Below are 13652 nucleotides of genomic sequence, written 5' to 3'. Positions count from 1 at the left end.
ACCGACAACTGAGCTCAGTCCTCCGGGTTGTAGCCGAGGTTGGAGGCGAGCCAGCGCTCGGCTTCGGCCAGGGTCCAGCCCTTGCGCTTCGCGTAGTCGGCGACCTGGTCCTGGGCCAACCGGCCGATCACGAAGTACTGCGACTGCGGGTGCGAGAAGTACAAGCCGCTGACGGCGGCACCGGGCCACATCGCCATCGACTCGGTCAGCTCGATGCGGGTCCGCTCGTGGACGTCCATCAACTTCCAGATCGTCGCCTTCTCGGTGTGCTCCGGGCAGGCCGGGTAGCCCGGGGCGGGGCGGATTCCCTGGTACTTCTCGGCGATCAGTGCGTCGTTGTCCAACTGCTCATCCGGCTGGAATCCCCAGAACTCCTTGCGAACCCGCTGGTGCATCCGTTCGGCGAAGGCCTCCGCCAGCCGGTCGGCGACCGACTCCAGCAAGATCGCGCTGTAGTCGTCGAGATCTGCCTTGAACTCCGCGATCTTCTCGCCGCTGCCGAGTCCCGCGGTGACGGCGAAGGCGCCGATGTAGTCCGCCAGACCCGTTTCTTTGGGGGCGATGTAGTCGCCCAGCGACCGGTTCGGGATGCCGGCCCGGTGCTCACCCTGCTGGCGCAGGTTGTGGAACGTGGTCAGCACTTCGGTGCGGGTCTCGTCGGTGTAGACCTCGACGTCGTCGCCGACCGCGTTCGCGGGGAAAAAGCCGATCACGGCGTTGGCCGTCAGCCACTTCTCCTCGATCAGGGTGTCGAGCATCTGCTGGGCGTCGTTGTACAGCTTTCGGGCAGCCTCGCCCGAAGCCGGATTGTTGAGAATGTCGGGGAAGCGCCCCTTCATCTCCCAGGCGTTGAAAAACGGCTGCCAGTCGATGAACTCGCGCAACTCGGCGAGGTCGTAGTCAAGAAACTCGCGCACCCCGAGACCGCCGGCGGGCACCGGCGGCGTGTAGCCGTCCCACTCGATCGGCGTCCGGTTCGCGCGGGCCTTCTCCAGCGGCACCATCGGCCGCTCGTTCTTCTGAGCGTGCCGTTCCCGCAGGGACGCGTAGTCGGCCGCGGTCGACTCCAGCAGGGCCGGCCGCTGCTTGTCGTCGAGCAGCGCGGCCGCGACGGGAACGGAACGCGAGGCATCTTTGACCCAGACCACCGGACCGCTGCGACGCGGCGCGATCTTCACTGCCGTGTGGGCCCGCGAGGTGGTCGCGCCGCCGATCAGCAGCGGGATCTGGAGGCCTTCACGCTCCATCTCGGCGGCGAAGCCGGACATCTCCTCCAGCGACGGGGTGATCAGCCCGGACAGGCCGACGATGTCGGCGTTGTATTCCTTGGCCGCAGCCAGGATCTTCTCGGCCGGCACCATCACACCGAGGTCGACGACGGTGTAGTTGTTGCACTGCAACACGACCCCGACGATGTTCTTGCCGATGTCGTGGACGTCGCCCTTCACGGTCGCCATCACGATCGTGCCGTTGGTGTGCTCGGCTTCACCGGGCTGCTTCTCGGCCTCGATATACGGCAGCAGGTAGGCCACGGCCTTCTTCATCACCCGGGCCGACTTCACCACCTGGGGCAGGAACATCTTGCCCGCGCCGAAGAGGTCGCCGACCACGTTCATGCCGTCCATCAGCGGGCCCTCGATCACCTCGATCGGGCGACCGCCCGCGGCGGCGATCTCGGCCCGCAGCTCCTCGGTGTCGGTCTCGACGTCGGCGTCGATGCCCTTGACCAGGGCGTGTGTGATCCGCTCCCGAACCGGAAGGCTGCGCCATTCGGCCGCCGCGGGATCTTCAGCCTTCTCGGAGGAGTTGAACCGTTCGGCGATCTCCAGCAGCCGCTCGGCGGCATCGGGGCGCCGGTTGAGCACCACGTCCTCGATGCGTTCGCGCAACTCGAGGTCGATCGAGTCGTAGGGCACCAGCGCACCGGCGTTGACGATGCCCATGTCCAGGCCGGCCTTGATGGCATGGAACAGGAACACCGCGTGGATCGCCTCGCGGACCGGGTTGTTGCCCCGGAACGAGAACGACACGTTCGAGATGCCGCCGGAGATGTGCACCCCGGGGAGGTTCTCCTTGATCCAGGCGCAGGCCTCGATGAAGTCGATCCCGTAGGTGGCGTGCTCCTCGATGCCGGTCGCCAGCGCGAAGCAGTTCGGGTCGAAGATGATGTCCTCGGCTGGGAAGCCGACCTGCTCGGTCAGGACCCGATAAGCGCGCCCGCAGATCTCCTTGCGGCGCTCGAGATTGTCGGCCTGTCCCTGCTCGTCGAAGGCCATCACGACCACGGCGGCGCCGTACTTGCGGCATAGCCGGGCCTCGCGGATGAACTTCTCCTCGCCCTCCTTCATGGAGATCGAGTTGACGATCGGCTTGCCCTGCACGTTCTTCAGGCCCGCCTCGATGACCTCCCACTTGGACGAGTCGATCATCACCGGCACGCGGCTGATGTCGGGCTCGGACGCAATCAGTTTGGTGAACCGGTCCATCGCGGCGACGCCGTCGATCATGCCTTCGTCCATGTTGATGTCGATGACCTGCGCACCGACCTCGACCTGTTGCAGCGCGACCGACAGCGCGGTGTCGTAGTCCTCGGCCTTGATCAGGTTGCGGAACCGGGCCGAACCGGTGATGTTGGTGCGTTCACCGATGTTCACGAACAGGGAGTCGTCGGTGATGTTGAGCGGTTCCAGACCCGACAGCCGGGTGGCCACCTCGATGGTGGGCAGCTCGCGCGGCGGCTTGCCCTCGACGACCTTGGCGATCTCGGCGATGTGCGGCGGCGCCGTTCCACAGCAACCCCCGACGATATTGACCAGGCCGGCGTCGGCGAAGTCCGCGATGTAGGAGGCCTGAGCTTCCGGCGACTCGTCGTACTCGCCGAATGCGTTGGGCAGGCCGGCGTTCGGGTAGCAGGAGATGTAGGTGTCAGCGATCCGCGCCATCTCGGCGATGTAGGGCCGCATCTCCGGCGCGCCCAAGGCGCAGTTGAGGCCCACCGCGATGGGCTTCGCGTGCCGGATGGAGTTCCAGAACGCCTCGGTGACCTGACCCGACAAGGTGCGCCCGGAGGCATCGGTGATGGTGCCGGAGATGATGACCGGCCAGCGGCGTCCGCGGTCCTCGAACAGCGTCTCGACGGCGAACACCGCGGCCTTGGAGTTCAGCGAGTCGAAGATCGTCTCGATCAGGAGGATGTCCGAACCACCGTCGACCAGGCCGTTGGCGGCTTCGAGGTAGGCGGCGACCAGCTGGTCGTAGGAGACGTTGCGGGCTCCGGGGTCATTGACGTCCGGCGAGATCGACGCCGTCCGCGTCGTCGGCCCGAGCGTACCGGCGACGTAGCGGGGCTTGTCGCCGGTGCTGAACGCGTCGGCGGCCTTGCGGGCCAGGGCGGCACCCGCGTAGTTCAACTCATAGCTGAAGTCCGCCATGTCGTAGTCGGCCAGCGAGACCGCGTTCGCGTTGAACGTGTTGGTCTCCAGGATGTCGGCGCCCGCCTCGAGGTACTCGCGGTGGATGCCCTCGATGATCTGCGGTTGCGTCAGGGTGAGCAGGTCGTTGTTGCCCTGCAGCGCGGTCGGCCACTCGGTGAATCGGTCGCCGCGATAACCGGCCTCGTCCGGACGGTCCCGCTGAATCGCCGTGCCCATCGCGCCGTCGATCACCACGATCCGCTGGCTCAAAGCAGCCTTCAGCTCGTCGGTGCAGTCAGGGCGGATGTTGGGCTCAAAAGCACTCACGCGGGCTCCTTCCGTGGCGGAAGGCGTCCTTAACTCTGCCGAGCGTGGCGGTTACCGGCGGGACCGGCGAACCGTTGCAACGCCTCTCGACCCCGAAAAGTCTACGTTGTCGTCCGGGGCCGGGACGAACACCCCGACGGACAGGCCGACTCGGCCGGTCCGGTGGAGCCCGGGAGCCAGGTGCACGCCGTAGGCTTATTCCGTGACCCGATCGTCCGACGGCACTGCGCTGCCCGACCTGCACGACACCATTGTGGTGGCCGCATTCGAGGGCTGGAATGACGCCGGCGACGCCGCCAGCGATGCGGTGCAGCATCTCAACAGCAGCTGGGAAGCCAAGCTGATCGTCGAGATCGACGACGAGGCCTACTACGACTACCAGGTGAATCGGCCGGTGATTCGTCAGCTCGACGGCGTCACCCGGGAGCTGGTCTGGCCGTCGATGCGCATTTCGCACTGCCGGCCGCCGGGCAGCGATCGCGACATCGTGCTGATGCACGGCGTCGAGCCGAACATGCGCTGGCGGTCGTTCTGCGCCGAGCTGTTGGCTGTCATCGAAGAACTCGACGTCGACACGGTGGTGATCCTGGGCGCGCTGCTGGCCGACACTCCGCACACCCGCCCGGTGCCGGTGTCGGGGGCCGCGTACTCGGCGGAGTCGGCCACTCGCTTCGGGCTGACCGAGACCCGCTACGAGGGGCCGACCGGGATCACCGGGGTGTTCCAGGATGCCTGTGTGGCGGCCGGGATTCCGGCGGTCACCTTCTGGGCGGCGGTGCCGCACTACGTCTCACAGCCCCCCAACCCCAAGGCCACGGTCGCTCTGCTGCGCCGCGTCGAGGACGCCCTGGACATCGAGGTTCCGCTGGGCGACCTGCCGGCCCAAGCCGAGGAGTGGGAGCTGGCGGTCAGCGAGATGGCCAGCGAGGACGACGAGATCGCCGACTACGTGGCCTCCTTGGAGGAACGCGGCGACGCCGAGGTCGACATGACCGAGGCGTTGAACAAGATCGACGGTGACGCGTTGGCCGCCGAGTTCGAGCGCTATCTGCGGCGCCGGCGGCGCTGAGCCGGGCGGCTACTTCTCCTTTTCCCGGGCCTCGTTGTACGCACTGGTGGAGCGGCCCAGCGCGGCGACTTCGGCGTCCATCTTCGGGACGATGGTGGCGGCGCCCTTGATGAAGGGGGCTTCCACCGGCCGCAGTGTCAGCACCGGCTTGAGCCAGCGCAGCACCCCGACCCAGCCCGGGCAGTAGACGCGGCGCCGACGGCCCTCGATGCCCTTGACGAAGGCGTCGACACACTTGTCGACCGAGGTGGTCTTGTTCAGCGGCCACGGCAGTTTGGTCAGCATCTCGTCGAACGCCCCCAGATCGGCCTTGGTGTCGCGAACCAAGGGGGTGTCGATCCAGGCCATGTGCGCCGATCCGACCTCGACGCCCTGGTAGGCGACCTCCTGGCGCAGCGCACTGGCGAAGTGCTCGACCCCGGCCTTGGCCACGTCGTAGGACGCCATCCCGGCCAGCGGCGTGAACGCTGCCAGTGAGGACACGACCAGGACATAGCCGCGACGCTCGATGATCGACGGGAGAGCAGCCCGCACGGTGTTGAACACCCCGACCACGTCGACGTCGATGACCCGCTTGAACGTCTCGGGATCCACGTTCAGCACCGAGCCGTAGCTGGCGATGCCGGCGTTGGCGACGACGGTGTCGATGCCGCCGAAACGCTCCGTGGCCTGCGCGGCCACCGCCTGCATTTCGGACAGATCCCGCACGTCGGCGACGGCGGTCAGCACCCGCTCACCCAGATCGTCGGCCAGCTTCTTGAGGCCGGCCTCATCCAGGTCCGTCACCACCACAGAGGCGCCCTGGGAGTGCAGCCGGCGGGCCAGCTGCTCGCCGATACCGTGCGCGCCACCGGTAATGAAAATGACTTGGGAGTGAATCGAAGGCATGGGCTCAACCTACCCCCGCCGCGGGTGGCCTACAGCGCCACTCCCAGCAGCGCATCGACCGCCGTGGCCACCAGCCGCGGTGCGGCAGCGTCGTGGCCGCCGTACTCCAGCGCATCGGTCGCCCAGCCGTCCAACGCGGCCAAAGCCTTGGCGGTGTCCAGGTCATCGGCCAGATAGCGACGCACCCGGGCGATGACGTCGTCGGCAGCCGGGCCCGCCGGAAGCGTCGTCGCGGCCCGCCAGCGGTCCAGCCTCGCCTCGGCCGCCGCCAGTGTCGCGTCGTCCCAGAACCGGTCACTGCGGTAGTGCCCGGCCAGCAGCCCCAGCCGGATCGCGGCCGGATCGGTCCCCGCAGCGCGCAGCTTGGAGACCAGCACCAGGTTGCCGCGGCTCTTGGACATCTTGTGCCCGTCCCAGCCGATCATGCCCGCGTGCACGTAGTGCCGGGCGAAACGGCGCTCCCCCGTGAGGGATTCGGCGTGCGCGGCGGAGAACTCGTGGTGCGGGAAGACCAGATCGGAGCCGCCGCCCTGGATATCGATGCCCGAGCCGATACGGCTCAACGCGATCGCGGCGCACTCGACATGCCAACCGGGCCGGCCGGCCCCGAACGGCGAAGGCCAACTGGGCTCACCCGGGCGGGCGGCGCGCCACAGCAGGGCGTCGAGCGGATCGGCCTTGCCGGCCCGATCCGGGTCGCCGCCGCGCTCGGCGAACAGTTCCAGCATGGTGGCGCGGTCGAATCCGGATTCGTAGCCGAACTGCTCGGTGGCGTCGGCGCGGAAGTAGATGTCGGGGTAGTCGCCGTCGACGATGTAGGCCGATCCGGCGGCCAGCATCTTCTCGACGAGCTCTACGACCTCGGCTATGGCTTCGGTGGCCGCCACGTAGTCGCGGGGCGGCAGCACCCGCAAGGCGGTCATGTCGGTGCCGAACAACTCGACCTGACTGGCCGCCAGTTCTTGCCACTGCACTCCGTCGCGCTCGGCGCGCTCGAGCAGTGGGTCGTCGACGTCGGTGACGTTCTGCACGTAGTTCACCTGGTGGCCGGTGTCGAGCCAGAGCCGGTGAATCAGGTCGAAGACCAGATAGGTGGCGGCGTGGCCGAGGTGTGTGGCGTCATAGGGCGTGATGCCGCAGACGTACATGCTGGCCGTCGGGCCGGGCGACACCGGGCGCACCTGCCGGTCGGCGGTGTCATAGAGGCGCAGCGCCGGGCCGCGCCCGGGCAGGACCGGAACGGCCGGCGCGGACCACGATTGCATGCCCACGACTTTAGGGCCCCTCCTTTAAAGGACCGTCCGCCGCATCGCGTCCAGCAGAATCGGCGCCACGTCGGGCCGGCACATCAGCAGGTCGGGCAGGTAGGGGTCGGGCCGGTTGTAGCGCAACGGCGACCCGTCGATCCGGGAGGCGTGCAGGCCCGCCGCCAGCACCACACCGGCCGGGGCAGCCGAGTCCCACTCCCACTGCCCGCCGGCGTGCAGGTAGGCGTCCACCTCGCCCCGCACCACGGCCATCGCCTTGGCGCCCGCCGATCCCATCAGTACCGGCTCCACCGGCAACACCTCGCGGATGAGCCGGACCACGGCGGGCATCCGGGAGGCGCTGACCGCGACCCGAATGGGGTTCGGCGGTCCGGAGCGCGGAGCGGGCCGGGCGACCGTGTCGGTGCGGAAGACCACGTTGCTTCGGTTGTCGTAGGCCGGCAGTGACACCGCGGCGTCGGTGATGGCCCCAAAGCCGTCGGGGCCGCCACGTTGCCACAGTGCGATGTGCACCGCCCAGTCATCGCGTCCAGGCTGGGTGAATTCGCGGGTGCCGTCGAGCGGGTCGACGATCCAGACCCGGTCTGACCGCAGCCGGGCCAGGTTGTCCGGCGATTCCTCGCTGAGCACCGCGTCGCCGGGGCGCGCGTCACGCAGCCTGCGGATGATCAGCTGGTTGGCCCGGCCGTCGCCGGTGTCGCCGAGGTGCCACGGTTGGGCGAAGCCCACCTCGTCACGCACCGCCAGCAAGAGCTTTCCGGCCTCGACTGCCAGTTCGGCGGCCAGCGCCGCGTCGGTCAGCGTCACGTTTGGCAGTATCCCCGACGCGGACTAGAACGCCGGCCAAGGGATCGGGCGATGACGGTTCGGGCCGGGCATCACCGGGTGGTCCAGCAGGTCGGCGACGCGGCGGCGTAGTGCCGCGATCTCCTCGGCGGTCAGGTGCGGTTGCAGCGCTGCCGCCAGCGGGCCGTCCAGCGCCACCAGCAGCCGCGACAGGGCCGGCAACGCCTCCTCGTCCAGGTCGGCCACCGACTTGCCCGCCCACCCCCACAGCACGGTGCGCAACTTGTCCTGGGTGTGCAGGCTCACGCCGTGGTCGACGCCGTAGACGCGACCGTCGGTGCCGCACAGCACGTGACCGCCCTTGCGGTCGGCATTGTTGATCACCACGTCGAAGATGGCGAGGCGGCGCAACCGGATGTCGTCGGCGTGCACCAGCGTGACCGGGTCACCGTTGTTGCCGTAGGCCTGCAACACCGGCAGGTAGCCGGCCGGAACGTGATCGCCCGGCACCACGTCGACCAGGGCGGGCGACGACGATGCGTCGGAGCCTTCGTCGTCGTCTTCGGGTTGATCCACCCAGCGCTGCACCATGCCCGGACCCGCCGGGCCGTCGCGAATAATGGTGTAGGGCACCAGATTCCAGCCCAACTCGACCGAGATCAGGTGCGCGCCGAGTTCGCGGCCGGCCAGGGTGCCGTCGGGGAAATCCCAGAGCGGCTGTTCACCGGCGACCGGCTTGTACACGCAGTGGACGCGGTGCTCCCCCAGCGTCGCCTGGCACAAGAAGGTGGCGTTGCTCGCCGAGCGGATGCGGCCCAGGATCTCCAGTTCCCCGGAGTGCAACGCCTCCCGGTCGTCAGATATCTGCGTCATCGGGCTCATCGTCGGGCCCGAAGGCACCCCGCCGATAGCCGTTGGTGCGCACGCACATGTGACCGGCGGGGTCCAGCGGCTCGTCGCACAGCGGACACGGCGGGCGGCCGGCCGAGATGACCCGGTTCGAGCGGGTGGCGAACTGGCGCGCGGACTCCGGGGTGAGAAACACCCGCACCGCGTCCGGTCCCTCGTCGGTGTCGTCGAGCACCACCGAGGCATCGAACTCGGCGTCACTGACCGCGAGCAGCTCGACCACCACCGTCTGCGCCTCGGAATCCCAACCCAGCCCCATGGTGCCGACCCGGAATTCCGCGTCCACCGGTGTGACCAGCGGGTCCAGGTCGTCGATCTCAGTGGGTTCGGGCGGCACCGGGGTGCCGAATCGACGGTTGACCTCCAGCAGCAGCGCACCGATCCGTTCGGACAGCACCGCGACCTGCTGCTTTTCCAACACCACCGAGACCACCCGCTCGTCGTGGACGGCCTGCAGGTAGAAGGTGCGGTTGCCGGGCTGGCCGACGGTCCCGGCCACGAAACGGTCGGGGGTGCGGAAGACATGAATTGCTCGGGACATGGCATCTCCAAAATACCGGCAGTTGGGGCGGCCGACGGTATCTGGCTTCGGCAAGGTGGACCTAGGTGGTGGACCCGCCGACCACCGCGTCGCTTTCACCGACCGGGCCGGCCGGCGAACTCTGCACCGCGGCGGCCAACGACGCTCCGGTGTGGTTGAGGTGAATCACGAAGGGGCGCAACGGCGTATAGCGGATCACGCTCGCCGATGCCGGGTCGGCGGTGATCCGCTGGAAGCCGTCCAGGTGTACGCCGAGCGCGTCGGCGATGACGGCCTTGATGACGTCGCCGTGGGTGCACGCCACCCACAGCACATCGGCGCCGTGCTGGGAGGCCAGCTGCCGGTCGTGATCGCGGACCGCGGTGACGGCCCGGGCCTGCACCTGCGCCAGCCCTTCGCCGTCGGGGAAGATCGCCGCGCTGGGCTGCGCCTGCACCACCCGCCACAGCGGCTCGGCGGTCAGCTCGCTGATCTTGCGCCCGGTCCAGGTGCCGTAATCGACCTCGGCCAGCCGGTCGTCGACAAGTGGCTCCAGCCCCAAGGCAGCGGCCAGCGGTTCGACGGTGCGTCGGCAGCGCAGCAGCGGTGAGCGCACCACCGCCTTGATCGGCAGGCCGTCGAGCCGGCCGACGAGCTGTGCGGCCTGCTCGCGGCCCAGGTCGTCGAGTTCGACGCCTTCGGTGCGCCCGGCCAGCACCCCGGAGGTGTTCGAGGTGGACCGGCCGTGGCGCAGCAGGATGACGGTCACGACGAGGCCGCCAACACCCCGGTGGCCAGCAGGACCAGGATCGTCGTCCCGGCGATGACCCGATACCCGACAAACCAGTACATGGTGTGACTGCTGACGAACCGCAGCAGCCAGCTGATCGCCGCGTAGCCGACGACGAAGGTGATCACCACCGAGACCAGCAGTTGCAGCCCCGTGGCGCTCATGCCCTCGGTGACCGGATTGAAGGCGTTGGGCAGTTCGTGCAAACCCGAGGCGAATACCGCCGGGATGCCCAGCAGGAAGCCGAACCGGGCGGCCAGGGCCCGGTCCATTCCCAGGAACAGGCCGGCGCTGATGGTCGCCCCGGAGCGCGAGACGCCCGGGATCAGTGCCAGGCACTGCGCGGCGCCGACCAGGAAGCCGTCCTTGACGGTCAACTGTTCAGCATGCCGTTGCTGGCGACCGACGTACTCGGCGGCGGCGATCACCAGCGAGAACCCGACCATCGCGGAGGCGATCACCCAGAGGTTGCGTACCTCGCCGCGGATGAAGTGCTGGAACAGCACCCCGACGATCACAATCGGGATGCTGCCGACGATGACGTACCAGCCCATCCGGTAGTCGGCCCTGCGTTCGGCGGGCAGCGGTGTTTTGGCCAGCGCCGAGGCCACCCCGGACAGCCAGGCCGTGGCGATGCGCGCGATGTCCTTGGCGAAATAGACCAGCACGGCGATCTCGGTACCGATTTGGGTCACCGCGGTGAAGGAGGCGCCGGCGTCACCGGCGAAGAACAGCCGGGAGGCCAGCGCCAGGTGTCCCGAGGAGGACACCGGCAGAAACTCGGTGAGGCCCTGGACGATCGACAGGACGACTACTTGCGGCCAGGACATCACCGTCTCGACTACCGACACGACGATGACCGTACCGGGCTGGTATCAGCGGGTCAGACCGGATACCACGTCGCGCACCGCGGCGGCCAGGCTGCGCTCGTCGGTGACATCGATCTCGAACAGGTGCCGGCTCGCGGTGGCGACCACGTCCTCGTCGTGCGGGACCGGGCCGGCCAGTCGGGGCCGGTAGATGTCCACCACGAGCTTCTGCTGCTCGGTGTGGAAGGAGAAACTGCGGCCGTCGCCGACCTCGCCGAAACCACTGGCGAAGGCCCCGGTCCAGATCTCCTCGATGCGGAACTCCGAACATGCCAGCTGCCAGTCATCGACCACAGTCATGGCCGAGAGGTTACACCTAAGCGAACTTATTGTTCGGCCGGACATGCGAGCTTCGCCTCGCCGCCTTCCTTAGAATCGGTATCTGCACCGACCCGCCACCACGACGAGCTGGAAGAGCTGCCCTGTGCCCAAGCGCGCCACCCGCCGGCCACGCCGGTCCCTGCAAGGCCTGTTGCTGCCGCTGCTGCTGCTCACGGCGTGCTCATCCAATCCCATCACCGCGCCGCCGCCCACGATCGCGCCCGCCGAGCCCGCCGTCTCGCCGGTCGCCGCGGTGAGCCCGGCCGGCACCGTACGGCCGCTGGCCGGCCAGGCCACCGGCGCGGTGTTCGACGCGGCCACCGGACTGCTGGCGGTGCTGTCCCCCGGCCCGGATCCGCAGGCCGCCGCCACGCTCGGGCTGGTGGGCGATTCGAGCCGCCCGCCGGCCGCGGTGGCGTTGCCGGGACCGGCGAGCGCGCTGGCCGGCGACGGCAACGGCGCGGTCTACCTGTCCGGGAGCGGCGGCTATTACACCGTCGACCTGGCCACCCGCGGCATCAAACGCGTCGACGTCGCCGACGCTTCCGGTGTCGAGTTCACCGCGATCGGCCGGCGCGCCGACGGGATCATGGTGTTGGGCAGTGCCGACGGCACGGTCTACACGCTGGCCGACGACGGCACGCGGGTCGCCGAGCGGGCCAAGATCTTTGCCCGGGTCGACCAGATCGTGACCCAGGGCGATATCGCGGTGGTGCTGGACCGCGGCCAAACCTCGGTGACGACCATCGGCACCGACGGCAAGCCGCAGTACGCGCTGCGGGCCGGCCAGGGCGCGACCACGCTGGCCGCCGCGTCGCACGGGCCGGTGCTGGCCGCCGACCCCCGCAGCGGCCGGCTGCTGGTCTACGGCGTGGATCCGCTGATGCTGCACCAGGACTATCCGGTTCCGCATGCCCCCTACGGGCTGGCCGGGGCGGGCGGGTTTGCCTGGGTGTCGCAGACCGGGACGAACACCGTGGTCGGCTACGATTTGACCACCGGAATTCCCGTGGAGAAGGTTCGCTATCCGACCGTGCAGCAACCCAACACCCTGGCCTTGGACGAGAAGTCGGACACCTTGTACGTGGTGTCGGGCTCCGGCGCCGGTGTCCAAGTGATCGAGCACGCGGCGAGGCCACGGTGACCGCGCTGCGCCCACGCCGACTGCCGGTCGGCTGGGAGGCCGAACTGTCCGATGACTACGAATGGATTCCGCTGCGACTGCCCCCGGAGGTCACCCGGATCGGCGCGTCCACCCGGTTGTCCATCGAAGCCGAATACCGAGGTTGGGAGCTGACCCGAGTGCGGTTGTACACCGACGGGAGCAGGCGGGTGTTGCTACGCCGCAAGAAATCTGCCGCGAACGCGATCAGCGGCAGCCGCTGCGTCGACCAGCCGGGACTGTAGAGCGATGGGTCTCTACGGCGCAGTGCGCCGGGCGTTCTTCATGGTGCCGGCCGAGCGCATCCACACCATTGTGTTCGCGGGGCTGCGTGGTGCCGCCGCGACGCCGCCGGCACGCCGGGCCCTGCAGCGCCGGCTCGCCCCGCACGACCCGCTGCTGGCCAGCACCGTGTTCGGGGTGCAGTTCCCGGGGCCGCTCGGGCTGGCCGCCGGGTTCGACAAGGACGGTCACGGGGTAAACGCTTGGGGCGCATTGGGTTTCGGCTATGCCGAGGTGGGCACCGTGACGGCGGCGGCGCAACCGGGTAACCCCGCGCCGCGCCTGTTCCGGCTGCCCGACGACCGCGCGCTGCTGAATCGGATGGGCTTCAACAATCACGGGGCCGCGGCCCTGGCGGCGCGACTGACGCGGCACCGGGCCGACGTGCCGATCGGGGTGAACATCGGCAAAACCAAGGTCACCCCGCCCGAGGGCGCGGTGCAGGACTACCGCACCAGCGCCCGGCTGCTTGCCCCGCTGGCCGACTATCTGGTGGTCAACGTCAGCTCGCCGAACACGCCGGGACTGCGCGACCTGCAGGCCGTCGAGTCGCTGCGGCCCATCCTGGCCGCGGTGCGCGCCGAGACCACCAAGCCGGTGCTGGTGAAGATCGCACCGGATCTGGCCGACACCGATCTGGATGCCATCGCCGACCTGTGCGTGGAATTGGGCCTGGCAGGCATCGTGGCGACCAACACCACGGTGTCACGCGAGGGCCTGGCGACCCCGGGGGTGGCCGAATTGGGGCCCGGCGGCATCTCCGGCCCACCGGTGGCGCGCCGAGCGCTGGAGGTGCTGCGGCGGTTGTACGCCCGAGTCGGCGACCGGCTGGTCCTGATCAGTGTCGGCGGGATCGAGACCGCCGACGACGCCTGGGAGCGCATCACCGCCGGCGCCGCACTGCTGCAGGGTTATACGGGCTTCATCTACGGCGGCGGGCTGTGGGCCCGCAACATCCACGACGGCCTGGCCCAGCGGCTGCGCGACGGCGGATTCGCGTCGCTGGCCGAGGCGGTCGGGTCTGCCACCCGCTAGCCCCTACTCCGCC

Annotated in this window: 13 protein-coding genes; 4 read left to right on the top strand and 9 right to left on the bottom strand. The window is 69.0% G+C overall.

Going from position 1 to position 13652, the window contains the following annotated elements; all coding sequences use genetic code 11:
- Positions 1–14 precede the first annotated feature (14 nt).
- Positions 15–3740, bottom strand: coding sequence for a methionine synthase (gene metH / locus RCP37_RS09095; protein ID WP_308486546.1), 3726 nt, complete (start codon positions 3738–3740; stop codon positions 15–17).
- A gap of 202 nt (positions 3741–3942) precedes the next feature.
- Between metH and RCP37_RS09090 the strand changes: the two genes are divergently transcribed.
- Entirely contained in the window at positions 3943–4809 is an 867-nt protein-coding gene (locus RCP37_RS09090; protein WP_308486545.1) for a PAC2 family protein, read from the top strand.
- Positions 4810–4818: 9 nt separating this feature from the next.
- Here RCP37_RS09090 and RCP37_RS09085 read toward each other — a convergent pair whose 3' ends face one another.
- From RCP37_RS09085 to RCP37_RS09050, 8 genes are all read right to left on the bottom strand, one after another.
- Positions 4819–5697 carry an SDR family oxidoreductase gene (locus tag RCP37_RS09085; protein ID WP_308486544.1) on the bottom strand — a complete coding sequence of 293 codons (879 nt, stop codon included), beginning with the start codon at positions 5695–5697 and terminating at the stop codon, positions 4819–4821.
- Between the two features lie 29 nt (positions 5698–5726).
- Entirely contained in the window at positions 5727–6962 is a 1236-nt protein-coding gene (gene mshC / locus RCP37_RS09080) for a cysteine--1-D-myo-inosityl 2-amino-2-deoxy-alpha-D-glucopyranoside ligase (RefSeq protein ID WP_308486543.1), read from the bottom strand.
- A 24-nt stretch (positions 6963–6986) separates the two neighbouring features.
- Positions 6987–7772, bottom strand: a complete 786-nt coding sequence (locus RCP37_RS09075; RefSeq protein WP_308486542.1) for a 3'(2'),5'-bisphosphate nucleotidase CysQ — start codon at positions 7770–7772, stop codon at positions 6987–6989.
- Between the two features lie 24 nt (positions 7773–7796).
- Entirely contained in the window at positions 7797–8624 is an 828-nt protein-coding gene (locus RCP37_RS09070) for an Rv2133c family protein (protein ID WP_308486541.1), read from the bottom strand.
- Entirely contained in the window at positions 8608–9201 is a 594-nt protein-coding gene (locus tag RCP37_RS09065) for an Rv2134c family protein (RefSeq protein ID WP_047321343.1), read from the bottom strand. Before RCP37_RS09065 ends, RCP37_RS09070 begins: the two co-directional genes overlap by 17 nt.
- A 61-nt stretch (positions 9202–9262) precedes the next feature.
- Entirely contained in the window at positions 9263–9949 is a 687-nt protein-coding gene (locus RCP37_RS09060; protein WP_308486540.1) for a histidine phosphatase family protein, read from the bottom strand.
- On the bottom strand, positions 9946–10800 hold the full coding sequence (locus RCP37_RS09055; protein ID WP_308487006.1) for an undecaprenyl-diphosphate phosphatase: 855 nt from the start codon (positions 10798–10800) through the stop codon (positions 9946–9948). The genes RCP37_RS09060 and RCP37_RS09055 overlap by 4 nt, the downstream gene beginning before the upstream one ends.
- 45 nt (positions 10801–10845) lie before the next feature.
- Positions 10846–11139: a hypothetical protein gene (locus RCP37_RS09050; protein WP_024440462.1), complete on the bottom strand. Its 294-nt coding sequence runs from the start codon at positions 11137–11139 to the stop codon at positions 10846–10848.
- Between the two features lie 124 nt (positions 11140–11263).
- On the opposite strand from RCP37_RS09050, the gene RCP37_RS09045 reads away from it, so the two are divergent.
- Genes RCP37_RS09045 through RCP37_RS09035 form a run of 3 tightly spaced genes read left to right on the top strand, consistent with a single transcriptional unit; the run spans position 11264 to position 13639 of the window.
- Complete coding sequence (locus RCP37_RS09045) at positions 11264–12304, top strand: YncE family protein (protein ID WP_308486539.1); 1041 nt, start codon at positions 11264–11266, stop codon at positions 12302–12304.
- Positions 12301–12567, top strand: a complete 267-nt coding sequence (locus RCP37_RS09040) for a DUF5703 family protein (RefSeq protein ID WP_308486538.1) — start codon at positions 12301–12303, stop codon at positions 12565–12567. The genes RCP37_RS09045 and RCP37_RS09040 overlap by 4 nt, the downstream gene beginning before the upstream one ends.
- A 4-nt stretch (positions 12568–12571) precedes the next feature.
- The gene (locus tag RCP37_RS09035) at positions 12572–13639 is read left to right on the top strand and encodes a quinone-dependent dihydroorotate dehydrogenase (protein WP_308486537.1); all 1068 of its coding nucleotides are present in this window, start codon (positions 12572–12574) and stop codon (positions 13637–13639) included.
- Positions 13640–13652: the final 13 nt, after the last annotated feature.

The organism is Mycolicibacter sp. MU0102, from assembly GCF_963378105.1.
In the GTDB taxonomy this organism is placed as follows: domain Bacteria; phylum Actinomycetota; class Actinomycetes; order Mycobacteriales; family Mycobacteriaceae; genus Mycobacterium; species Mycobacterium holstebronense.
The sequence above is the reverse complement of the archived record's forward strand: the minus strand, read 5'-3'. Positions and strand labels throughout refer to the sequence as shown.

What these genes read in the sequence shown, in the direction of transcription:
- RCP37_RS09085 (WP_308486544.1), bottom strand. Translation starts at nt 5,697, where the DNA reads ATGCCTTCGATTCACTCCCAAGTCATTTTCATTACCGGTGGCGCGCAC.
- mshC (WP_308486543.1), bottom strand. Translation starts at nt 6,962, where the DNA reads ATGCAATCGTGGTCCGCGCCGGCCGTTCCGGTCCTGCCCGGGCGCGGC.
- RCP37_RS09070 (WP_308486541.1), bottom strand. Translation starts at nt 8,624, where the DNA reads ATGACGCAGATATCTGACGACCGGGAGGCGTTGCACTCCGGGGAACTG.
- RCP37_RS09065 (WP_047321343.1), bottom strand. Translation starts at nt 9,201, where the DNA reads ATGTCCCGAGCAATTCATGTCTTCCGCACCCCCGACCGTTTCGTGGCC.
- RCP37_RS09055 (WP_308487006.1), bottom strand. Translation starts at nt 10,800, where the DNA reads ATGTCCTGGCCGCAAGTAGTCGTCCTGTCGATCGTCCAGGGCCTCACC.
- RCP37_RS09050 (WP_024440462.1), bottom strand. Translation starts at nt 11,139, where the DNA reads ATGACTGTGGTCGATGACTGGCAGCTGGCATGTTCGGAGTTCCGCATC.
- RCP37_RS09035 (WP_308486537.1), top strand. Translation starts at nt 12,572, where the DNA reads ATGGGTCTCTACGGCGCAGTGCGCCGGGCGTTCTTCATGGTGCCGGCC.